Genomic DNA, 22,161 nt, shown 5'->3' with positions numbered 1-22,161 from the left:
CGACGCGCCGCCGACCGGGCGGGGCTAGAACAGGTCCGGCCGTTCCGGCCGGTAGGACACCTTGTTGGCGCGCTCGAAGGCGTTGGCGAAGGCGACCAGTTCCTTGCGGCGGGTCATGGCGCCCTGCACCTGGGCGGGCGTGATGGGCGGGCCGGAGATGCGGTTTTCCTCGATCATCGCCTTGATGCGGTCAAGGAACATGCGCACGTTCACCGCCTCGATCAGGTCGGCGCAGAAGTGGATGAAGGTGTCGTAGCGCACCGGCTTCTTCGGCTTGGGCGGATGATGCACCGACACGGCGAAGGAGCCTGTGCGCCCGCCCCGGCGTTCCAGGATGGCGGCGCGGTGATAGCTGCTGAAGGGCGTGAACACCACCGCCGTCTGGCTGTCGTGCTGGACGACGAATTCCTCGTCCTTGCCGAACAGGGTCTGGCTGACGCGGCGCACGATCTGTTCGTTGACGTCGCCGCCCTGGGCCAGGGCCTCGATGGCATCGATCTGGCGCGAGGTGTTGGTGGAGAACAGGGTCCGCCCGTTGTGGTGGATCGACACCCAGGTTTCCGGCACGAACTGCCGTTCATACGACGACATCCGCTGGTCCCAGCGGGGAGCCCAGTCTTCCGGCTCGTCCTTGCTGAAGATGAACGGATTGCGGCTGAAGGCGTCGTACACCATGGCGGCGGCGCGCAGGGTGCAGGGAATGTTCTGGCCCCGCACGACCACGGTTTCGCTGATGTCGCCCGACTTCAGCATCATGGCGATCCGGTTGGAGCGGATCGACATGGCGGCCTGACCTCCCTCCGACGGCAGGTCGAAGGTGAACTTGTGGACCGTCGTCTTCTCGCGGAACAGCGTTATGCCGATAACGGAGGCCATTTCTTGGCTCAGGCAGAGGATTGTACGGGCGGAACGCCTACCAGCGTATTCTGTCGGGAGGGCGATCATGGAGGTAATACTACGAAATGTCCATCGAAGAAGCGGCGCTTCCGGAAGTTTCCCCGGCACCCCCTCGGGCGCCCCGCAAAGCCGCGGATTGCCTTGTTATTCTGGGTGCGAAGCTGACCTCTGAGGGGGCGCCGACGCCGGCCCTTCAACGCCGGGTGGAGCATGCCGCCGGCCTGTGGCGACAGGGGGTGGCACCTGCCCTGATGGTCTGCGGTGGTGCCACCGGCGCGGCCTCGGCCTCCGCCTCCGGCGTGTCGGAGGCGGCGGTCATGGCGCGCCTGCTCACCGCCGGCCACGGGGTGCCGCCGACGGCGCTGGTGATGGAGGATGTGTCGCAGGATACCCTCGGCAATGCGCGCGAGGCCCTGGCGCTCGCCGCCGCCCGCAACTGGCGGCGGCTGGTGGTGGTGACCGATGCGGTGCACCTGCCGCGGGCCCTGTGGACCTTCCGCCGGCTGGCGCAGCCGCTCGGCATCAGCGTCGACGGCCAGGCGGCGCCGGCACCGCCGCGGCTCAGTCCTGCGTGGTGGCTCTACAGCCTGCGCGAGGCGGCGGCGAGCCTTGTCTATCTGGTGCGGGTGCGGGCGCCGCGGCGCTGACTTGCCGGCCGCCGGTACCTGCCGCAAGATCGCCCGCCGCTGCCACCGCCAGCGCCACCGCACTGCCTGAGGGGGAGACCGTCCGATGACCGCCGCCGACCAGCCCGCCGCTCCCGCTGCCGACGCCGCCGCTGCCGCTGCGCCTGCGCCCCTGCCGCTGACCGGCATCCGGGTGCTCGACTGCGCCACCTTCATCGCCGCCCCCTACGCCGCCGCCATCCTGGCCGAGTTCGGCGCCGAGGTGATCAAGGTGGAGCAGCCCGGCGGCGGCGATCCGTTCCGCCGCTTCGGCACCCCGACGGCGCGCGGCGACAGCCTCGCCTGGCTGTCGGAGGCGCGCAACAAGCGCTCCGTCACCCTCGATCTGCGTCATCCCAAGGGGGCGGCCCTGTTCCGCCAGATGGCGGCGCAGGCCGACGTGGTGTGCGAGAACTTCCGCCCCGGCACGCTGGAGAAATGGGGCCTCGGCTGGGATGACCTGCGGGCGGTGAACCCCGGCCTGGTCATGCTGCGGGTGTCGGGCTACGGCCAGACCGGCCCCTACCGCGACCGCCCCGGCTTCGCCCGCATCGCCCATGCGGTCGGCGGCCTGACCCATCTGGCCGGCATGCCCGGCGGCCCGCCGGTGACGCCGGGCTCCACCTCGCTCGCCGATTACATGAGCGGCCTGTTCGGGGCGGTGGGGGTGCTGGTGGCGCTGCGTCACCGCGACCGCACCGGCGAGGGCCAGCAGGTGGACATCGGCCTATACGAAAGCGTCTTCCGTGTGCTCGATGAACTGGCGCCGCGCTATGCCCACGAAGGCACGGTGCGCGGGCCGGAAGGGGCGGGCACGCTCAACGCCTGCCCGCACGGCCATTTCCAGTGCGCTGACGGCCACTGGGTGGCCATCGCCTGCACCAACGACAAGATGTTCGAGCGCCTGACCCGCGCCATGCGGCGGGCCGATCTGGCCGCCTCCCACGGGCAGGTGGCGGCGCGGCTGAGCGACCGCGCGGCGGTGGACGGCGCCGTCGCCGCCTGGACCGCCGCCCACGACCGCGATCAGGTGATGGCCCTGTGCCTGGCGGAGGAGGTGCCCTGCGGCGCCATTAATACCATCGCCGACATCTTCGCCGACCCGCAGTTCGCCGCCCGCGGCAACCTGCTGCGCATGGCCGACGCCCTGCTGGGCGAGGTGGTGGTGCCGAACGTGGTGCCGCGCCTGACCGCCACGCCGGGCCGGGTGGAGCGGCTGGGGCCGGACCTCGGCGAAGGCAATGCCGACATCTTCGGCAAGCTGTGCGGCCTGACTGACGAGGAACTGGCCGCCTACCGGGCGCAGGGCATCCTCTGACGCCCTGCGCCCGGTGGCGGCTTGTCCGGCTTACTCGGCGGGCTGCTGGCGGGTGGCCCGCTGTTCCTCGCGCAGGGCGGCGATTTCCGCCCGCAGGTTCTGCAGCTCGGCCAGCACGGTGTCGGTGGCGGTCTGGGCGACCTCCTCGACTTCGCGCTCGATTTCCGCCCGTTCTTCCTCGTGCAGGCTCTGCATGGCGTTGACGATCACCGCGATGAACAGGTTCAGCATGGTGAAGGTGGCGATCAGGATGAACGGCACGAAGAACGACCACGCCAGCGGGAACTTCTCCATCACCGGCCGCACGATGCCCATGGACCAGCTTTCCAGCGTCATGATCTGGAACAGGCTGTAGAGCGAGGCGCCGATGGTGCCGAACCAGTCGGGGAAGTCAGGGCCGAAGGTCTTGGTGGCGATCACCGCGCCGACATAGAACAGCAGCGCCTGCAGCATGACGATCATGCCGAGGCCCGGCAGCGACGACAGCAGCGCCGCGACGATCATCTTCAGGCGCGGCAGCACGGTGATGAGGCGCAGCACGCGCAGCACGCGCAGGGCGCGCAGCACCGCAAGGCCCGGCGTGGTCGGCAGCACGGCGATCAGCACCACGGCCAGATCGAACAGGCTCCAGCCGTCGCGGAAGAAGGCGCCGCGGCGATAGGCGATGCGAAGCACCAGTTCGACGATGAACACGCCGAGGATGGCCTGGTCGATGGCGGCGATCAGCGGCCCGATGGCGTTGGTGACGGTCGGCGACGTCTCCAGCCCCAGAATGATGGCGTTGATGATGATCAGGGTGGTGATGATCCGCTGGATCCTGGCACTTTCCACCCACTGACCGGCGCGCTCGATGACGCCGGGCCGTTCCACGCACGCTTCCATACTATCCCCCACGATGACGCGGCCTGCCGCCGGCCCGTCTGCCCCGCGCCGATGGCGGCGGGCAGCGGGCATGTCGGGCACGCCGGCGGGCGCCGGCCGCCGGTCGGCCGCGGCCCGCATCCCATGACGATGACCACTCTCCCCCAATGGCGGTGCAGGCAGGGCTGCACATCGCCGGGCGCCGCGCCGCCGTCGTGGCCGAGAGGATCGTCGTTACCTGCAAGGCGAAAGGGGCGGCACGGTGCGCGACCGAAAATAGCGCACCCCCGCCCAGGGGGGAAGTGGCGACGCGAGCCGCCGCCACACTTTACAAATATGCACAGGAAAAATGATGTCGATTTATTTGGTTGATGCTTCCGCCGCCACCAGCCCGGCCAGCCCGACGAAGGCGGGGTAGGGGTGGACCACCACGTCGACCGGAATGCCGCTCAGGTAGTCGCGGAAGCGCCCCTTGGCCTCGAACTTGGTGCGAAACGGGCTGGCGCGGAACAGGTCGAGGTAGCGCGGCACGATGCCGCCCATGATCGTCACCCCGCCAAGCGCCCCGGTGGACAGGGCGAGGTTGCCCGCCACCGTGCCCAGCATGCCGAACACCAGATGCAGGCTGTGCAGCGCCAGCGGGTCGCCGTCGTCGATGGCGCGGCGGCCGATCTCGGCCGGATCGTCGGTGGCCGGTTCCGCCCCTTCGACGCCGCACACCGCCTGGTAGACGTTGACGATGCCGGCGCCGGAGATGACCCGTTCCGCCGACACATGATCGAACCGCCGTCCCAGCCGCTCCAGCACCGCCGCCTCGCCGGCGTCGGTGGCGGGCATGGTGACGTGGCCGCCTTCGGTCGCCACCGGCACCAGACGGCCGTCGCCGGCCGGCACCAGCAGGGCGACGCCGAGCCCGGTGCCGGGGCCGAGCACCGCCATGGGCCGTCCGGCCACCGGCTCGCCGCCGCCGATGCGCACGCGGTCGGCGGCGGTCAGGCGCGGCACCGCCAGGGCGTTGGCGACGAAGTCGTTGACCACCGTCAGCCGGTCGAGGCCGAGGGCGTCGCGGGTGGCGGCGATGCTGAAGCGCCAGGGGTTGTTGGTGAGCGCCACCGTGTCGCCGGCCACCGGGCAGGCGACGCAGAAGGCGCCGCGCCCCGGTGCCGTTGCCGCCTGCACCTCGCGCAGATAGGCCCGCGCCGCCGCCGCCGGCCCGTCGTAATCGGCGCACAGCAGGGTGCGGGCGTCATGCGCCTGGCCGTCCGGCCCGATGAGGGCGAAGCGGGCATTGGTGCCGCCGATGTCGGCGATGAGGCCGGGCGCGGATGCGGGCTCAACCATGGACAACTCCCGAAGGACGGCTGACGGACGACGGTGTCAGGCGGCAGCATACCCGCCTTCGGGCACCGCGCGCAGCACCGACAGGAAGCGCTCGCGCCACTTGTCGAGCGAACTGTCGTGGACCCGCAGCATCATCGCTTCCCAGCGCTCGCGCCGTTCCTCCAGCGGCATGGCGAGGGCGCGGTTGAGGGCGTCGGCGACGTTCTCATGGTCGAACGGGTTGACCAGCAGGGCGGCGTCCAGCTCCCGTGCCGCGCCGGCGAAGCGCGACAGCACCAGCACGCCGGGTTCGTGCGGGTTCTGGCTGGCGACGTATTCCTTGGCGACCAGGTTCATGCCGTCGCGCAGGGGCGTCACCACCCCCACCCGGCAGACCCGGTAGAAGCCGGTCAGGGTGTCGCGCGGGAAGCCCTTGTTGAGGTAGCGGATGGGCATCCAGTCCAGTTCGCCGTAGACGCCGTTGATGTGGCCGGCCAGGCTTTCCAGCTCGGCGCGGATGTTGCGGTATTCCGGCACCTCGCCGCGCGAGACGGGGGCGATCTGCATCAGCGACACCCGCCCCTGGTTGGCGGGATATTTCTGCAGGAAGCGTTCGAAGGCGCGGAACCGTTCGGGGATGCCCTTGGAGTAGTCGAGGCGGTCGACGCCGATCATCAGCTGGCGGTCGCCCATGTGCTTCACCAGCCGCCGCAGCTGGCTTTCCTGCATGGCGTGGGCGGCGGTGCGCTGCATGGTCTCCACCTCGATGCCGATGGGGTAGACCTCGGCCCGCAGGGTGCGGCCGAAGGCGCGCAGCATGTTGTCGCCCAGGATCTCGCCGCGCTGCTCGTGGACGATGTAGTCCTGGAAGGCCCGCAGGTCGTTCATCGACTGGAAGCCGACCACGTCGTAGGCGCACAGCGACCGCGCCAGCCGCTCGTGGCTGGGCAGGGCGAGGAACACTTCCATGGCCGGGAAGGGGGTGTGCAGGAAGAAGCCGATGCGGTTGCCGACTCCCAGGCGGCGCAGCTCGCTCGCGAAGGGGATCAGGTGGTAGTCGTGGACCCAGATGTCGTCGCTCTCGCGGATCAGCGGCCGCAGCTTCTCGGCGAAGTGGGTGTTGACGCGCAGGTAGCCGGCATAGTCCTGGCGGTTGAACTCGGCGAGGTCGAGGCGGTAATGGAACAGCGGCCACAGGGTGCGGTTGGCGAAGCCGTTGTAGTATTCCTGGTGGTCGCGGCGCGACAGGTCGAGGGTGGCATAGGTCACCGGCGGCGCCTCGGTGATGGTCGGTTCCTCCGACGGGCGGGCGACGCTCTTGCCGCTCCAGCCGAACCAGATGCCGCCGCTTTCCTGCAGCGCCTCGCGCAGGGCAACCGCCAGCCCGCCGGCCCGCGCCGGTCCGTCGTCGGGCACCGCCACCCGGTTGGATACCACCACCAGTCTGGACACGCCTGTTCTCCGTCTTGTTGCCGCCGTCAGGACGGCCGCCGCTCGGCGGCATCGTCCTGGAGGGAGAACGCGCGAACCTCCCCGGCGGTGAGGGTGGCTTGTTGCTGCCGCACCACCACCGTCAGCGGGGTGGTCCAGTCGTCGGCGGCCGACAGGGTCAGGCAGCCGCCGCCCAGCGCCACATGCAGCCATTTTTCGCGGAAGCGCACGCGCAGGGCGATGTCCTTCAGGTGGCCGGGCATCACCGGATCGAACACCAGCGTCCCGTCCTGTTCCGACATGCCGGTGAAGCAGCGCTGCACCAGGTCCACCGTACCGGCCATGGCGCCGAGGTGGATGCCTTCCGCCGTGGTGCCGCCCTGGATGTCGGAGATGTCGCTTTCCAGCGCCGTGCGGAACAGATCCCACGCCCGGTCGGGGTGGCTGCGGGCCATCACCCAGGTGTGGACCAGGTAGGACAGGGTGGAGCCGTGGCTGGTGCGGGCAAGGTAGTAGTCCACCGTGCGCCGCCACTGCTCCGGCCCGAACCGGTAGCCGAGGCGGTCGAGCAGCGCCTCCAGCTCCCGTTCCGGGAACAGGTAGAACAGCATCAGCGCATCGGCCTGCTTCGACAGCTTGTAGCGGTTGGCGCTGTCGCCCTCCGCCTCCAGGATGCGGTCGAGGCGGTGGATGTCGCCGTAGCGCTCGCGGTAGCCCTCCCAGTCGAACTCCTGCAGGTGCTCGTAGCCCTCGAACTGGCTGAGGATGCCGTCGTCGTGGAAGGGCACGAACAGGCGGTGGCCGATGTCGTCCCAGCGGTCGCATTCCTCCGGCGTGATCTGCAGCTTGGCGCAGAGATCGCCGCGCGTCTCCGGGTCCAGCTCGGCCAGCAGGCGGCCGGCGGTGGTCATCAGCCAGGCGGTGAAGACGTTGGTGTAGGCATTGTTGTTCAGCCCCGGCGACTCGCTGTCGGGGTAGGCGTCGTGGTACTCGTCCGGCCCCATGACGCCGTGGATCTCATAGCGGCCGCGGTCGTCGTTGAAATGGGTGAGGGAGGCGAAGAACCGCGTCACCTCCAGGATCAGCTCGGCGCCGCGGCTTTCCAGGAAGGCGCGGTCGCCGGTGGTGACGTAGTGGCTCCAGGCGTTGTAGGCCACCGCCAGCGAGACATGGCGTTGCAGCCAGGTGTTGTCGGGCACCCAGCGGCCGGACTTGGGGTTAAGGTGGACGACCTGGCTTTCCTCCCGCCCGTCGCTGCCCGACTGCCAGGGGAACATGGCGCCCCGGAAGCCTGCCGCCCGCGCCGCCCGCCGCGCCGCCCCCAGGCGGTGGTGGCGGTAGCGCAGCATGGCCTTGGCGATGGCCGGCAGCCGCAGGTGCAGGAACGGCAGGATGAACAGCTCGTCCCAGAACACATGGCCGCGATAGGCCTCGCCATGCCAGCCGCGCGCCGGAGTGCCGACGTCGAGGTCGATGGTGTTGGGGGACAGGGTCTGCAGCAGGTGGAAGATGTGCAGCCGCAGGATCATCTGGGTGCGGGCATCGCCGTTGGCGTCGATGTCGCAGCGTCGCCACAGGCGGTCCCAGGCCCGCCGGTGGGTGGCTTCCAGGTCGGCCATGCAGGGGGCGCAGGCCACCGCCTCGCGCGCCGCCAGTCCGGGCTCGGAAATGGCGGCATCGCGGCCGGTGTGCAGCGCCGCCACCTTCTCCACCGTCACCGGCGCGCCCGGCGCCATGGCGACCGTGAATACCTGGCGGATGAGCCCGTCCACCGGCGTTTCCACCCGGCTGCCGGCGTCGGCCAGGGGGGCGCCGTCGCGGTAGAGGCGGGTGCGGGCGGCCTGGCCGATGCGCAGGCGGCTCTGCACGAAGCGGGTGACGAGGCAGAGGATCGGCTCGCCGCCCTCGTCGTCGGCATCGCAGCCGTCGCGCCGCCACGCCAGGGTCTCCACCGGCTCCAGGTGGCGGCTGGCGAGGTCGGCGTAGCGGCGCACGCCGGCGTTGACGATGCGGCCGTCGAGCGGGCTGTCGATCTCCACCGTGCCGGACCAGCCGTGCGCCTCCAGGCTGAGGCTTTGCGCCATCAGGTGCGGGTATTCCATGTGGACGAAGCGCCGCGCCGTCAGGGTCGAGTCGCGGCCGTCGCCGTCGCGCACCCGCGCGGTGACGCACAGCACGCCGCCGCGCAGGTCGAGGGACTGGCGGAACTCCCGCACCTCGCAGGCGTCGAGGTCGAGCCACGGGCCGCCGTCGATGCGCAGGCGCAGGGCCGACCAGTCGGGCAGGTTGACCAGATCCTCGTTCACCACGTCGCGGTCGGCGACGCGGGTGACCAGCCGGTTGTAGCCGCCGGCCAGGTAGGTGCCGGGATAGTGGGTGTCGCCGGCCGTCGCCCACGGGAAGGCGCCACGGGTGACGGTGAAGCCGTTGCCGACGGCGCACAGCGCCTCGCGCAGCCCTTGCGCGGCGGGGTCGTAGCGGTCGTAGGTCAGGGTCCAGCCGTCGTCGCTCATGTCTGCCCCTCCTCGCGGTCGTCCGGTGCCGGCAGGTCGATGCCCGCCAGCCGCGCCAGCAGGGTCAGCACCTGGGCGGGATCATCGACGCGGAAGGCGGCGGCGGTGGCGCGGTCCGGTTCCTCCGCCCCGTCGGCGCAGACGATGCCGAGGCCGCCCTCGGTGCCCTGCAGGGCGGCGAAGGCATCCTCGTCGGTGACGTCGTCGCCGAGGAACAGCGGCGCGATGTCCGGTCGCCGCAGGTCCAGCGCCTCCAGCAGCCACAGCACGCAGCGGCCCTTGTCCCAGTCGATGGCCGGCTGGAACTCGAAGATCTTCTTGCCGGACTTTTCCTTCAGGTCGGAAAAGTCCGCCACCACCCCGTCCAGCACCGCCCGGAAGCGGGGATAATCGTCGTCGGCGACGCTGCGGTAGTGGGCGGCGATGGAGAACTTCTTGCGCTCCACCAGACTGCCCGGCACCTCGGCGAGGCCGTCGCGCAACTGCTGTTCGGCCTTGTCCAGCACCTCGGTCCAGTCGCCGTCGACCGGGCTTTTGACCGCCTCGCCGCCGGCCACCTCGACATCGAAGCCGTGGCTGCCGGCGTAGGTCAGGTGGTCGATGCCGACCATGCGCTCGACGTTGGGCCGGTCGCGCCCCGACACCACCGCCACCGGCAGCACCTCCGCCACCCGCCGCAGCAACTGGCGGGCGGAGTCGCTCAGCACCGCGTCGTCGGGGTGGGGCATGATGCCGGTGAGGGTGCCGTCGTAATCCAGGAACAGCGCCGGGGTGCGGCCGCCCAGGGCGGCGGCGAGGTCGGCGAAGGCGTCCAGCGCGTGCGGCACGGCGGACAGGCGGCGGCGGCGGATGGCGGCGTCAGACACGCTCGAACTCTCCCAGGTCTGTGACGACGATGTCGGCGCCGTGGCGGAGCAGGGCGTCGGCGCCGGCGCCGCGGTCGATGCCGATGACCAGCGCGAAGTCGCCGGCGCGGCCGGCCTCCACGCCGACCACCGCATCCTCCACCACGGCGGCACGGGACGGTTCCGCCCCCACCATGCGGGCGGCGGCGAGGAAGGTGTCGGGGGCGGGCTTGCCGGGCAGGTGGTGCTCGGCGGCATGGACGCCGTCGACCACGGCATCGAACAGGGCCGTCAGCCCGGCCTTCTCCAGGACGGCGCGGGCGTTCTTCGACGACGAGCACAGGGCGCAGGCGAGGCCGGCGTCGCGGCAGGCATTGATGAAGCGGCGGGCGCCGGGGAAGACCTCCACCGGCTCGCGCGCCAGAGCCTCGTGGAACAGGGCGTTCTTGCGGTTGCCGAGGCCGCAGACGGTGTCCGCCTCCGGCGGGTCGGCGGGGTCGCCCCACGGCAGGCGGATGCCGCGCGACTCCAGGAAGGCGGCGACGCCGTCATAGCGCGGCTTGCCGTCCACCCAGGCGGTGTAGTCGGTGCCGCGGTCGAACGGGCGGAACGGCTCGCCGGTGCGGGCCGCCCGCTCCTGCAGGTAGCCGTCGAACAGGGCCGCCCAGGCGGCGGCATGCACTGTGGCGGTGCGCGTGACCACGCCATCCAGGTCGAAGACGACGGCGGTCAGACCCAGCGCGGTCGGCCGGGGCAGGGCGCGGTTCATCCCTTTGCCTTTCCTTGGCAGCGGGACGGGATGACACACGCCGGATGCGGCGCCGCGGACTCCCGATCCCGCCGTCTCCCCGCCAAACGGCTGTGCCGCCGGACGGGTTCCTCAGCAGAATCAAAGTGGTGACGCGAGCTTGCCGACAACCGTAACAGGGATGGGCGGCGGCGGGTACCCTCAAAGGTACCCGCGGGCCGATCATGACCGCCGGATGAACCGACGGCGTCGGGCGGTGACGGAGGGGAAGGCGGTGGTGGCGAGGGTTAGAAGAAGGTCTCGTCGCCGATGGTGACGACGCGGTCCTTGCCGCTTTTCTTCGCCACGTACATGCGCTGGTCGGCCTTTTCCACCAGATCGCCCCAGTCGGCCGTGCTGTCGGCCATGCGCTCGGCGATGCCGATGGAGGCGGTCTGCTGCACGCCATCCGGGCGCGGGCCGAGGCCCTCGGCGCGCAGGCGCTCGATGGCGACGCGGGCCCCCTTGGCGTCGGTGCCGGGCATGACCACCAGGAATTCCTCGCCGCCCCAGCGGATGAGGATGTCGCCGCGGCGCAGCACCTTGCGCAGCTGCTCGGTGGCCTTGCGCAGGGTGTTGTCGCCTTCCTCGTGGCCGTAGCGGTCGTTGACCGACTTGAAGTTGTCGAGGTCGACGAAGGCCAGCGCCAGCGGGGTGCCGCCGCGCATGGCGCTGGAGAACTGCACGTCCAGCAGTTCCTCGCCGACGCGGCGGGTGTAGACCTTGGTCAGGGCGTCGTGGCTGGCCTGGTTGACCAGCTGGATCATGAAGTGCAGCTGGCTCATGCCGGCCAGCGTCGCCACCACCGAGATCAGCCCGAGCAGCCACAGGGCGCCGAGGTAGGTGCGGAACGGCAGCAGCTCGAAATCGCCGGCGATGATGGCGATGGTGGCCAGGATGAGCGGCGCGGAGTAGGCCGCCCCTTCGGTCGCCGTGATGGGGAACACCGACAGGCCGGCCACCATCACGAACGGCAGGAAGGCGTAGCCGGCGGCCAGCGCCTGGGCCAGCCCGTCGATGGGATAGCCGGAAACCAGCGGGTCGGAGATAAGGAAGAAGACCGTCGGCACCGCCAGCAGCGAGGCCAGCGCCAGCGACGCCACCTTCATGCTTTCGGTGTTGCGGAAGGCCAGCGCCACCGAGGCGAAGGCGACCGAGGCCATGACCCGCAGGCCGGCCAGCCACCACGCCAGCGGTTCCGGGAAGATGGAGAGGTCGACGCCGATCCACAGCGGCGTCAGGATGGCGAACACCGCCGCCACCCACCGCACGCGGGACACGATCAGCCCGGCGCGGCGGCGCTGCACCAGCGGGGAATGGCCGGTCGGGACCACCAGGTCATGCAGGATGGCGCGGCTCATCTCGCGCGAGAACCGCGACAGGGCGCCGTCGAAATACGCGGCCGCATTGACCCGCTTCAAGCCCATGCCGGTCTTCAGACCCCGCGGTCCGACAGACTCATCCCGCATCGCAATCCCCCATACCACTTTTGAGGGGAATAGAACGGCCGGCGCCAGTTTGCAAGGAAAATGGCCCGCCCTATGGCGAATGTCGCGGGCGACTTTGCGGCAGTCTGGAACAGCTCTCACCTGCCCCGTTCGTCAGCCCCACAGGGCAGCGGCGGGAGGGTGCAGGAGGCCGTTGTCGAAGGTGATGCCGCCGTCGCGGTCGCGGGCCAGCAGCAGCGGTCCGTCCAGGTCGACGAAGGCGGCGCCGGCGGCGACGATGGCGGCCGGCGCCATGGCCAGCGACGTGCCCACCATGCACCCGACCATGATGCCGAGCCCCGCCGCTTCCGCCGCCGCCCGCAGGCGCAGCGCCTCGGTCAGGCCGCCGGTCTTGTCGAGCTTGATGTTGACCACCTGATAGCGGTCGGTCAGGGCGGCGACGTCGTCGGCGGTGTGCAGGCTTTCGTCGGCGCACAGCGGCACCGGGCTGCGGTAGGCGGCGAGCCAGCCGTCGGCATCGGCCGGCAGCGGCTGTTCAATCAGGTCGACGCCCAGGTCGGCCAGGGCCGGCATCACCGCCTGCATGAGGTCGGGCGTCCAGCCCTCGTTGGCGTCGACGATCATGCGGGCTGCGGGGGCGGCGGCACGCACCGCCCGCACCCGCTCCACCACCAGATCGGCGCCCACCTTCACCTTCAGCAGCGGCCGGGCGGCGAGGCGGGCTGCCTTCTCCGCCATCTCGTCCGGGGTGCCGATGCCGATGGTCTCCGCCGTCACCAGCGGCTGCGGCCGCGGCATGCCCGCCGCCTGCCAGACCGGAACCCCCGACTCCTTGGCCTCCAGATCCCACAGGGCGCAGTCGAGCGCATTGCGGGCGGCACCGGCTGGCAGCAGATCCTGCAGGGCGGCGCGGTCGACGGCGCCGTCCGCCAGCCGCTCGCGCAGCGACTCGATGGCGGCCGTCACTCCCTCGACGCTCTCGCCGTAGCGGGGGTAGGGCACGCATTCGGCGCGGCCGCGGGCAGGGCCGCGCGCCAGCTCCACCACCACCACCTCGGCGCTGGTCTTGGAGCCGCGGGCGATGGTGAAGCTGCCGGCGATGGGCCAGCTTTCATGGCGGACGGCAAGGGCGATCGCGGTGTCGGTGACGGCCATGGGCTCAGACCAGCCGGTCGACGATGGGGCCGACGCCGGTGCGCACCGGGTCCACCGCCGGCAGGCCGAAGCGGTCGGCGGTTTCCTTCAGCACCCGCTCGGCCGCCGAGTCGTCCAGCCGCCGGGTGTTGAGCGCGATGCCGACGAAGCGCGGCGACGGGCTGGTCAGGCGGGCGCAGGCGAGGTTGAGGTCCATGCACTCCTGCAGGTCGGGCAGCGGCTGCTGCGGCAGGCCGCGCATGTGCAGGCGGTCCGGCTCGTGGCAGAGCACCAGGGAATCGGCCTGGGCGCCGTGCAGTAGGCCGAGGGAGACGCCGGCGAAGCTCGGGTGGAACAGCGAGCCCTGGCCCTCGATCAGATCCCAGTGGTCGTCATCGTGGGCGGGGCACAGGCTTTCGACGGCGCCGGAGATGAAGTCCGCCACCACCGCATCCACCGACACGCCGGTGCCGGCGATGAGGATGCCGGTCTGGCCGGTGGCGCGGAAGTCGGCCTTCATGCCGCGCGCCTTCATCTCCCGCTCCAGCGCTAGGGTCGTATACATCTTGCCGACCGAGCAGTCGGTGCCGACCGCCAGCAGGCGGCGGCCGGTGCGCGGCTCGCCGGTGCCGACGCCGAACCGCTCGCGCGGGTGGCGCACGTCGGCCAGCAGCCGGCCGCGATGGTCGGCCGCCTGCCGCAGGGCGGGGATGTCCACCAGCCGCTGGTGCAGGCCGGCGGCGATGTCGTAGCCGAGGTCGAGGGCGTCGAGGAAGGTCTGCTGCCAGCCCTCGGAGATGATGCCGCCACGGTTGGCGACGCCCACCACCAGGGTGCGGGCGCCGGCCTCGCGGGCTTCCTCCAGGGTCATGTCGGGCAGGCCGAGGGTGGTCTGGCAGCCGGGCAGGCGCAACTGTCCCACACACCACTCCGGCCGCCACTGGGCGATGCCGGCGGCGGTCTTGGCCGCCAGGTCGTCCTGGGCATCGCCGAGGAAGAGGAGGTAGGGGTGCTGCAGCTGCACGTCGGCTCTCCTTGTGATCGGTCCGCGTCGGTGCAGCGACTATAGCCCCTTTCCGCCGCCGGTTCGAACCCCGGCGGGATACGCCGGATGGGCAGGGTGGGGGTGTGTTGACAGACGCACCGTCTCCCGCAAGCTTCGTTGCCCGCGTGATCCCCCTCCGCCACAGGAGCAAGGCCTATGATTGAAAGCGGCGATTCGGTCATCCTGACGCGCAGCGAGTACCGCGGGCTCCTCCAGCGCCTGGAAGATGCCGAAGACCGCGCCGCCATCGCCGAGCGGCGGCATGGTCCCACCCTGTCGCTGGAGCGGATGAAGCGGATGCTGGAAGGCGAGCATCCGGTGCTGCTGTGGCGGGAGGAGCGCGGCCTGAGCCAGCGCGCCCTGGCTGCCGCAAGCGGCCTCTCGGCGTCGATGCTGAGCGAGATCGAGAGCGGCCGTAAGACGCCGTCGCTGCCGACGGCGCGGGCGCTCGCACAGGCGCTTGGTCTGGATCTGGATGATCTGTTCGGCTGAAAGGGCTACTCGGCCGCCATCGGCATGTCGAGCTGGGCCATTTCCATGCGGGTGTCGGCGATCACCTGGCGGGCGCAGTCGAAGCAGCGGCCGCACTGCGGGGTGCTGTCGAGGGCCTTGAACGCCTGTCCGACGGTGGTGGCCCCGGCGCGGGTGGCGCGGGCGAAGTCCTTGTCGGTCAGGGCGTTGCAGATGCAGACGTACATGCGCGTCCCCTAGCAGGCCGGAATACCCGACAGCGCCGATATGAGATTCATTCTCATTTTCTGTCGCCGTCCCTTGGGATATAGTCCATCCCGTGATCCTGAGCAAGCGACTTATTCGCAACTGCGGTCGGACCAGGGGAGAACGCTCATGTTCCTGTGGCGCTGCCTGACCCCGCGCGTGCTGCTGGCGGCCCTGGTCCCCGGCGGCAGCCCTCCGCCGCCGCCGCCCGCCTCGCCGCGCCCGGTGCCGGACGCCGCCGCTGCCCGAAGCGATCAGGCGGGCGACGCCCCCGCCCCCGCCCCCGCCCCCGCCCCTGCCCCCGCCGGGCCGTCTGCTCCCTCCGGCGCAGGGGATCACCGTTAGGGCGAGGACGGACCGCGGCAATTGCCATCGGCCCCCGATTCGGTTTATTCATTACGGATCGGTTTTGTATACAAACGCGCCGATCGCCAAGAACGAACCGCAACAGGGAACCGTCCATGACCGCCGTCACCGCCGAGACCACCCGCACGACCGCCAGCGGCGGCGCTGCCGACCAGTCGCTGTACGCGCTGATCGTGAGCCGCTTCCCGCGCGACGCCAGCGAGACGCTGCTGGAGACGGAGGACGGCACCCGCTGGTCCTACGCCGATGCCCATGCCGCCGCCGGCCGCTATGCCCGCTTCCTGTCCGACATGGGGGTGAAGAAGGGCGACCGGGTGGCGGTGCAGGTGGAGAAGTCGCCGCAGGCCCTGTTCGTCTACCTGGCCTGCCTGCGCGCCGGCTTCGTGTTCCTGCCCATGAACACCGCCTACCGCGAGGACGAGGTCGACTACCTGATCGGCAATGCCGAGCCGGCCGCCTTCCTGTGCCGCCCCGACTTTGAAAAGACCGCCCGCAGCATCGCCGACAAGCACGGCACGCCGCACGTCTTCACCCTGGACGCCGACGGCTCGGGCAGCTTCACCGACCGGGCCGAGAACGCCTCCGCCGACTTCGACACCGTGGCCTGCGATGCCGACGATCTGGCGGCCATGCTCTACACCTCGGGCACCACGGGCAAGCCCAAGGGGGCGATGCTCACCCACCGCAACCTGGCCTCCAACGGCCTCGCCCTGGTGGAAAGCTGGCGCTTCACCGCCGACGACGTGCTGCTGCACGCCCTGCCCATCTTCCACGCCCACGGCCTGTTCGTGGCCTGCCACTGCACGCTGCTGTCCGGCGCCCGCATGATCTGGCTGCCCGGCTACGCCCGCGAGAAGGTGATGGAACTGCTGCCCAAGGCGACCGTGTTCATGGGCGTGCCCACCTTCTACACCCGCCTGCTGGCGGCGCCCGAGTTCGGCCGCGAGCACACCCGCACCATCCGCCTGTTCGTCTCCGGCTCGGCGCCGCTGCTGGCCGAGACCCACCGCGAGTTCAGCGCCCGCACCGGGCACATGATCCTCGAACGCTACGGCATGACCGAAACGGGCATGAACACCTCCAACCCCTACGACGGCGACCGCGTGCCGGGCTCCGTCGGCTTCCCGCTGCCGGGGGTGGAGGCGCGCGTGGTGGACGAGGAAAACCGCCCGCTGCCGGTCAACGAGGTCGGCGCCATCCAGGTGCGCGGCGCCAACGTCATGAAGGGCTACTGGAAGCTGCCCGAAAAGACCAAGGAAGAGTTCACCGAGGACGGCTGGTTCAAGACCGGCGACCAGGGCAAGGTGGACGATCGCGGCTACATCTACATCGTCGGCCGCGCCAAGGACATGATCATCTCCGGCGGCTACAACGTCTATCCGAAGGAGATCGAGGGCGTCATCGACGACCTGCCGGGCGTGATCGAAAGCGCCGTGGTCGGCATCCCGCACCCCGACTTCGGCGAGGTCGGCGTCGCCGTCATCGTCAAGAAGGCGGACAGCGACCTGACGGAAGAGGCGGTGCTCGCCCACGTCAAGCACCACCTCGCCAACTACAAGGTGCCGAAGGCCGCCCGCTTCGTGCGCGAACTGCCGCGCAACACCATGGGCAAGGTGCAGAAGAACCTGCTGCGGCAGGATTACGAGAGCCTCTACAAGGGCTGAGCGGCCCGCTGATGCTCGGCGGCGGCCGGGGCGGGCGGGTGCGCCCGCCTCAGCTCCGCCGCAGCATGAACACGGCCTGTTCCGCCAGCAGGTTGGCAAGCGGATGGCTGGCGTTCAGCCGGCTGCGGCGGCCGGTGGAATCCAGCGCCACGCTGTGTTCCACCGTCACCCCCAGGTCGCCGCACAGCACCTCGAAATCGCGGATGGTGCAGAGGTGGATGTTGGGCGTATCCCACCACTGCGCCGGCAGGCAGGGGGTGACCGGCATGCGCCCGGTCAGCACCAGATGCCAGCGGCTGCGCCAGTAGCCGAAGTTGGGGAACGACACGATGGCGCGGCGGCCGATGCGCAGAAGCTCGGTCAGCACGCCGCGCGGGTCGCGGGTGGCCTGCAGGGTCTGCGACAGGATGGCATAGTCGAAGGCGCCGGCCGGGTAGTCCTTGAGGTCGGTGTCGGCATCGCCCTGGATCACCGACAGCCCCTGCGCCACCGCCGCCTGCACGCCGTCCATCGAAAGCTCGATCCCGCGCCCGTCCACGCGCTTGAACTGCCACAGATAGCTGAGCAGGGTGCCGTCGCCGCAGCCGACGTCGAGCACCCGCGCGCCCGGCTCCACCATGTCGGCGATCAGCTGCAGGTCGATGCGGATGGAATGGGCCGGCGGGGCGGCGGCCGGCGTGGTGGCCGGCGGCGGGGCAACGTGGGTCACGGGGGTCAGTCCTCCACCCGGCGCGGCAGGCCGCGATGCTCGGCGGCGCCGTCAAGGAAGCCGGCCAGGGTCTCGTGAAACTCCGGCTCGTCGAGCAGGAAGGCGTCGTGGCCCTTGTCCGACTGCACCTCGACGAACGACACGTTGGCCGCCACGGCGTTCAGCGCATGGACGATGGCGCGGCTTTCCGAGGTCGGGAACAGCCAGTCGGACGAGAAGCTGATGATGCAGAAGCGCGTCCGGGTGCCGACGAAGGCGTTGGCCAGCCGACCGCCGTTTTCCTCCGCCAGGTCGAAGTAGTCCATGGCGCGGGTGATGTAGAGGTAGGAGTTGGCGTCGAACCGCTCGACGAAGCTGCTGCCCTGGTGGCGCAGGTAGCTTTCCACCTGGAAGTCGGCCTCGAAGCCGTAGGTGATGGCGGCGCGGTTCTGCAGCTTGCGGCCGAACTTGCGGTGCAGCGCCTGTTCCGACAGATAGGTGATGTGGGCGGCCATGCGGGCGACGGCGAGGCCGCGTTCCGGCCGCTTGCCGTGGCGCAGGTAATCGCCGCCGCACCAGTCGAGGTCGGAGGTGATGGCCTGCCGGCCGACCTCGTTGAAGGCGATGTTCTGGGCCGAGTGACGGTAGCTGGTGGCGATGGGCACGGCGGCGAACACCCGGTCGCCGAAGGCGTGCGCCCATTCCAGCACCTGCATGCCGCCCATGGAGCCGCCGATGACGGCAAACAGCGTGTCGATGCCCAGGTGGTCGATCAGCCGCACCTGCGCCTGCACCATGTCGCCGATGGTGATGACCGGGAACCGCAGGCCCCAGGGCTCGCCGGTGGCCGGGTCGATCTCCTTGGGCCCCGTGGAGCCCATGCAACTGCCGATGACGTTGGAGCAGATGACGAAATAGCGGTCGGTGTCGATGATGCAGCCGGGGCCGACCACTTCATGCCACCAGCCGGGCTTGCCGGTCACCGGGTGCGGGTCGGCGACGTAGTGGTCGCCGGTCAGCGCGTGGCAGACCAGGATGGCGTTGGTGCGCTCGGCATTGAGGGTGCCGTAGGTGGAATAGGCGATGGTGAAGGGGCCGAGGTCGACGCCGCAATCCAGGCGCAGCGGCACGTCGTGGCCGAGCGTCACCGTCTGCCCGCGGCCGCGCGGCAGGGCGGCGGCGGGCGGCTGGTCGGCGGCGGCGGCAGTGTCGGTGGCGGCGGCGTCGGGCCGGCTGTCGACCTGGTTGGGCACCGGCAGGATCCCTTCCCACGGCAGGAACCGAATGGCCCGCCGGCGGGGCCCGAAGGGGCCTGCGGCGGGGACCCCGAAACCTATGGCCGGGCGCGCCGAGTTTCAACGTTTTCTTTGCTTTCGCAGAGGCGCGCCGGTAAGACTATCCGGCATTTTTCCACGTCAGCCGCAGTGCCATGACCGATCAGCCAGTGCCAGAGTCCCTGGACCTCCTTCGCCGGGAGATCGACCGCATCGACGATGCCATCCATGACCTGATCATGGAGCGCACCGCCATTGTCGAGCGGGTGCGGGCGGCCAAGCGCAACGGCGTCATCCTGCGACCGGGACGCGAGGCGGCCATCCTGCGCCGCCTGCTGGACCGCCACGACGGGCATTTCCCCAAGGCCAGCGTGGTGCGCATCTGGCGCGAGATCATCTCCGCCCTGACCAATTTCCAGGCGCCGCTGACGCTGGCGGTCTACATGCCCGAACGCGGCGCCGGCTTCCTGGCGCTGGCGCGCGACCAGTATGGCGCCTACACCCAGACCCAGACCTACGCCTCCGCTGGCCAGGTGGCGCGGGCGGTGATGGACGGCGAGGCGAGCGTCGGCATCCTGCCGGTGCCGCTGCTGGACGACGATCAGGCGTGGTGGACCATGCTGGTGGGGTCGAGCCCCGACCTGCCGCGGGTGGTCGCCCGGCTGCCCTTCCACGGCCCCGGCGCCGGCCGCGGCGACGGGCTGGAGGCCATGGCCGTCGGCAAGCTGCCGCTGGAGCCGACCGGCGACGACCGCACCATGCTGGCGGTGGAATGCTCCAACGCCCTCAGCCGTGCCGGCCTGCGGTCGCATCTGGAGGCGGTGGGCCTCGGCCCCAACCACCTGTGGGACACCCGCGAGAACGGCCCCGACGCCCGCATCGACCTGATCGCGGTGGAGGATTTCGTCGCCGCCGACGATCCCCGCCTGGCCGCCGTTCTGGAACGGCCGGAGGGCGAGGTCGCCCATGTTCACGTGATCGGCGCCTACGCGACGCCCTATCCGGTCTGACCGCCGGCCGGCGGGCCCGTCCCGCCGCGCGCCGCCCGGTCCCCCTGCCGTCGTCCGCCGGCGGCCCCGTCGTTTCTCCGCGTACCATACCAGGAAGAAAGCCATGAGCAGCCTGACGCCGCGTCCCGGCATCCTCGACATCGCCCCCTACAAGGGCGGCGAATCCAAGCTTCAGGGCGTTTCCCGGGTCATCAAGCTGTCCTCCAACGAGGGCGCGCTGGGGGCCAGCCCGAAGGCCATGGACGCCTATCGGCGCGAGGCGGCGGAGCTGTATCGCTATCCCGACGGCCATGCCACCCGCCTGCGCGCCGCCATCGGCGCCCGCCACGGCCTCGACCCCGAGCGCATCGTCTGCGGCTGCGGCTCCGACGAGCTGATCGGCCTGCTGTGCCGCGCCTATGCCGGGCCGGGGGACGAGGTGCTGTACTCCCAGCACGGCTTCCTGATGTACGCGATCTACGCCAAGGGCGTCGGCGCCACGCCGGTGACGGCGGCCGAGGTGGACCTGCGCGGCAGCGTCGACAACCTGCTGGCGGCGGTGACGGAGAAGACCCGCATCGTCTTCATCGCCAACCCCAACAACCCCACCGGCACCTACATGAGCGATGCCGAAATCCGCCGCCTGCGCGACGGCCTGCGGCCCGACATCCTGCTGGTGATCGACGCCGCCTATGCCGAGTACGTCAGCCGCAACGACTACACCGACGGCCGCGAGCTGGTGGACGCCCACGACAACGTGGTGATGACCCGCACCTTCTCGAAGATCCACGGCCTCGGCGGCATCCGGCTCGGCTGGTGCTACGGGCCGGAGGCGGTGGTCGACGTGCTCAACCGCCTGCGCAGCCCGTTCAACGTGGCGAGCCCGGCGCTGGCCGCCGGCGAGGCCGCCATCGCCGATGCCGACTTCACTGAAATGGCCCGCCGTCACAACGACTACTGGCTGCCGTGGGTGACCGGCAAGCTGCGCGATCTGGGCCTGGAAGTCACCGACTCGGTCGGCAACTTCGTGCTGGTGAAGGTGCCCGATGCCGCCGGCTGCGATGCCTTCCTGCGCTCGCAGGGGATCATCGTGCGGGCCATGGGCGGCTACGGCCTCGCCGACTGGCTGCGCGTCACCATCGGCCGCGACGACGAGAACCAGGCCTTCATCGAGGCCATGGGCCGCTTCCTGGAGCAGCGGGCATGACCGCCGACAGCTCCCCAGCGGTCGTCGCCGGCGGGCCGCTGTTCGGCCGCATCGCCTTCATCGGCATCGGCCTCATCGGCTCGTCGCTGGCGCGGCTGGTGGCGGAGAAGGGGCTGGCCGCCAGCACCGTCTGCACCGCCAAGGACCCGCAGCATCTGGTCGACGCCGCCGAGCTGGGCCTCACCACCGACACCGCCGCCACCATCGCCGAGGCGGTGACCGGCGCCGATCTGGTGGTGGTCTGCACCCCGGTCGGGGCCTATGAGGAAGTGGCCGCCGCCATGGGGCCGCACCTGAAGCCGGGCGCCATCGTCACCGACGTCGGCTCGGTCAAGCAGGCGACGGTGCGCGACCTCGGCCCCTTCATCCCCGAAGGCGTCCACTTCGTGCCCGGCCACCCCATCGCCGGCACCGAGCATTCCGGCCCCCGCGCCGGCTTCGCCGACCTGTTCCGCGACCGCTGGTGCATCCTGACCCCGCCGCCCGCCACCGACCCGGCGGCGGTGGACAAGGTGGCGGCCCTGTGGCGGGCTGGCGGCTCGATGATCGAGATCATGGACCCCGGCCATCACGACCGGGTGCTGGCCATCACCTCGCACCTGCCGCACCTCATCGCCTACACCATCGTCGGCACGGCGACGGACCTGGAAGAGCATCTGAAGCACGAGGTCATCAAGTTCTCGGCCTCCGGCTTCCGCGACTTCACCCGCATCGCCGCCTCCGACCCGGTGATGTGGCGCGACGTCTTCCTCAACAACCGCGAGGCGGTGCTGGAGATCATCCAGCGCTTCACCGAAGACCTCACCGCCCTGCAGCGGGCCATCCGCTGGGGCGAGGGGGACAAGCTGGAAGACCTCTTCACCCGCACCCGCACCATCCGCCGCGCCATCATCGACGCCAGGCAGGCTTGATTTTTTTAAGTCCCGAGTTTTTGTGGGTCCCTTGTATGTCTTGCCCAGCGTCGGCAGTAAGCTGCGCGAGGCTGGTGAAGG

At 70.6% G+C, this 22,161-nt stretch carries 20 protein-coding genes; 7 read left to right on the top strand and 13 right to left on the bottom strand.

Annotation, left to right across the window (positions count from 1 at the left end; all coding sequences use genetic code 11):
• Positions 1-24 precede the first annotated feature (24 nt).
• Positions 25-876 (bottom strand): hypothetical protein, encoded by an 852-nt coding sequence (locus tag ABD056_RS06245; protein WP_343865454.1) that lies wholly within the window; start codon positions 874-876, stop codon positions 25-27.
• 86 nt (positions 877-962) lie between these two features.
• Here ABD056_RS06245 and ABD056_RS06240 point away from each other — a divergent pair, with 86 nt between their 5' ends.
• Together ABD056_RS06240 and ABD056_RS06235 are read left to right on the top strand one after the other, a co-directional pair.
• On the top strand, positions 963-1,544 hold the full coding sequence (locus ABD056_RS06240) for a YdcF family protein (protein WP_343865452.1): 582 nt from the start codon (positions 963-965) through the stop codon (positions 1,542-1,544).
• An 85-nt stretch (positions 1,545-1,629) separates the two neighbouring features.
• A complete protein-coding gene (locus ABD056_RS06235; protein ID WP_343865450.1) occupies positions 1,630-2,880 on the top strand; it encodes a CaiB/BaiF CoA transferase family protein in 1,251 nt (416 codons plus the stop codon).
• Positions 2,881-2,910: 30 nt separating this feature from the next.
• Here the strand turns inward: ABD056_RS06235 and ABD056_RS06230 are convergent, their stop codons facing one another.
• The 9 genes from ABD056_RS06230 to dgcN all read right to left on the bottom strand — a co-directional run bounded on the left by ABD056_RS06230 (position 2,911) and on the right by dgcN (position 14,243).
• Complete coding sequence (locus tag ABD056_RS06230) at positions 2,911-3,762, bottom strand: ion transporter (protein WP_343865448.1); 852 nt, start codon at positions 3,760-3,762, stop codon at positions 2,911-2,913.
• A gap of 339 nt (positions 3,763-4,101) precedes the next feature.
• Complete coding sequence (glk, locus tag ABD056_RS06225) at positions 4,102-5,082, bottom strand: glucokinase (RefSeq protein WP_343865446.1); 981 nt, start codon at positions 5,080-5,082, stop codon at positions 4,102-4,104.
• A 36-nt stretch (positions 5,083-5,118) separates the two neighbouring features.
• The gene (gene otsA, locus ABD056_RS06220; protein WP_343865444.1) at positions 5,119-6,513 is read right to left on the bottom strand and encodes an alpha,alpha-trehalose-phosphate synthase (UDP-forming); all 1,395 of its coding nucleotides are present in this window, start codon (positions 6,511-6,513) and stop codon (positions 5,119-5,121) included.
• Positions 6,514-6,539: 26 nt separating this feature from the next.
• Positions 6,540-9,005 carry a glycoside hydrolase family 65 protein gene (locus ABD056_RS06215; protein ID WP_343865442.1) on the bottom strand — a complete coding sequence of 822 codons (2,466 nt, stop codon included), beginning with the start codon at positions 9,003-9,005 and terminating at the stop codon, positions 6,540-6,542.
• Positions 9,002-9,871, bottom strand: coding sequence for a trehalose-phosphatase (gene otsB, locus ABD056_RS06210; protein WP_343865440.1), 870 nt, complete (start codon positions 9,869-9,871; stop codon positions 9,002-9,004). The genes ABD056_RS06215 and otsB overlap by 4 nt, the downstream gene beginning before the upstream one ends.
• Positions 9,864-10,619 (bottom strand): beta-phosphoglucomutase family hydrolase, encoded by a 756-nt coding sequence (locus tag ABD056_RS06205; protein ID WP_343865439.1) that lies wholly within the window; start codon positions 10,617-10,619, stop codon positions 9,864-9,866. The genes otsB and ABD056_RS06205 overlap by 8 nt, the downstream gene beginning before the upstream one ends.
• Positions 10,620-10,885: 266 nt before the next feature.
• Positions 10,886-12,064, bottom strand: a complete 1,179-nt coding sequence (locus ABD056_RS06200; RefSeq protein WP_343865437.1) for a GGDEF domain-containing protein — start codon at positions 12,062-12,064, stop codon at positions 10,886-10,888.
• 174 nt (positions 12,065-12,238) lie between these two features.
• The gene (dgcA, locus tag ABD056_RS06195; protein ID WP_343865435.1) at positions 12,239-13,240 is read right to left on the bottom strand and encodes an N-acetyl-D-Glu racemase DgcA; all 1,002 of its coding nucleotides are present in this window, start codon (positions 13,238-13,240) and stop codon (positions 12,239-12,241) included.
• A 4-nt stretch (positions 13,241-13,244) separates the two neighbouring features.
• Positions 13,245-14,243: an N-acetyltransferase DgcN gene (gene dgcN, locus ABD056_RS06190; protein WP_343865433.1), complete on the bottom strand. Its 999-nt coding sequence runs from the start codon at positions 14,241-14,243 to the stop codon at positions 13,245-13,247.
• 177 nt (positions 14,244-14,420) lie between these two features.
• Between dgcN and ABD056_RS06185 the strand changes: the two genes are divergently transcribed.
• Positions 14,421-14,756 (top strand): helix-turn-helix domain-containing protein, encoded by a 336-nt coding sequence (locus ABD056_RS06185; protein WP_343865431.1) that lies wholly within the window; start codon positions 14,421-14,423, stop codon positions 14,754-14,756.
• A 5-nt stretch (positions 14,757-14,761) separates the two neighbouring features.
• On the opposite strand, the gene ABD056_RS06180 is transcribed toward ABD056_RS06185, so the two are convergent.
• Entirely contained in the window at positions 14,762-14,962 is a 201-nt protein-coding gene (locus ABD056_RS06180; RefSeq protein WP_343865429.1) for a (2Fe-2S)-binding protein, read from the bottom strand.
• Between the two features lie 480 nt (positions 14,963-15,442).
• On the opposite strand from ABD056_RS06180, the gene ABD056_RS06175 reads away from it, so the two are divergent.
• Positions 15,443-17,011: a malonate--CoA ligase gene (locus tag ABD056_RS06175; protein ID WP_343865427.1), complete on the top strand. Its 1,569-nt coding sequence runs from the start codon at positions 15,443-15,445 to the stop codon at positions 17,009-17,011.
• A gap of 49 nt (positions 17,012-17,060) precedes the next feature.
• Here the strand turns inward: ABD056_RS06175 and metW are convergent, their stop codons facing one another.
• Both metW and metX read right to left on the bottom strand, forming a co-directional pair.
• The gene (gene metW, locus ABD056_RS06170; RefSeq protein ID WP_425545012.1) at positions 17,061-17,630 is read right to left on the bottom strand and encodes a methionine biosynthesis protein MetW; all 570 of its coding nucleotides are present in this window, start codon (positions 17,628-17,630) and stop codon (positions 17,061-17,063) included.
• A 95-nt stretch (positions 17,631-17,725) separates the two neighbouring features.
• Positions 17,726-18,952, bottom strand: coding sequence for a homoserine O-acetyltransferase MetX (gene metX, locus ABD056_RS06165; RefSeq protein WP_425545010.1), 1,227 nt, complete (start codon positions 18,950-18,952; stop codon positions 17,726-17,728).
• A gap of 191 nt (positions 18,953-19,143) precedes the next feature.
• On the opposite strand from metX, the gene ABD056_RS06160 reads away from it, so the two are divergent.
• From ABD056_RS06160 to ABD056_RS06150, 3 genes are all read left to right on the top strand, one after another.
• Positions 19,144-19,983: a chorismate mutase gene (locus tag ABD056_RS06160; RefSeq protein WP_343865423.1), complete on the top strand. Its 840-nt coding sequence runs from the start codon at positions 19,144-19,146 to the stop codon at positions 19,981-19,983.
• Between the two features lie 103 nt (positions 19,984-20,086).
• Positions 20,087-21,169 carry a histidinol-phosphate transaminase gene (hisC, locus tag ABD056_RS06155; RefSeq protein ID WP_343865421.1) on the top strand — a complete coding sequence of 361 codons (1,083 nt, stop codon included), beginning with the start codon at positions 20,087-20,089 and terminating at the stop codon, positions 21,167-21,169.
• On the top strand, positions 21,166-22,080 hold the full coding sequence (locus ABD056_RS06150; RefSeq protein WP_343865419.1) for a prephenate/arogenate dehydrogenase family protein: 915 nt from the start codon (positions 21,166-21,168) through the stop codon (positions 22,078-22,080). The genes hisC and ABD056_RS06150 overlap by 4 nt, the downstream gene beginning before the upstream one ends.
• Positions 22,081-22,161: the final 81 nt, after the last annotated feature.

This window comes from Caenispirillum bisanense (genome assembly GCF_039523075.1).
GTDB classification, from domain to species: domain Bacteria; phylum Pseudomonadota; class Alphaproteobacteria; order Rhodospirillales; family Rhodospirillaceae; genus Caenispirillum; species Caenispirillum bisanense.
Note: the sequence above shows the minus strand (reverse complement) of the source record. Positions and strands in the feature narration are given on the sequence as shown.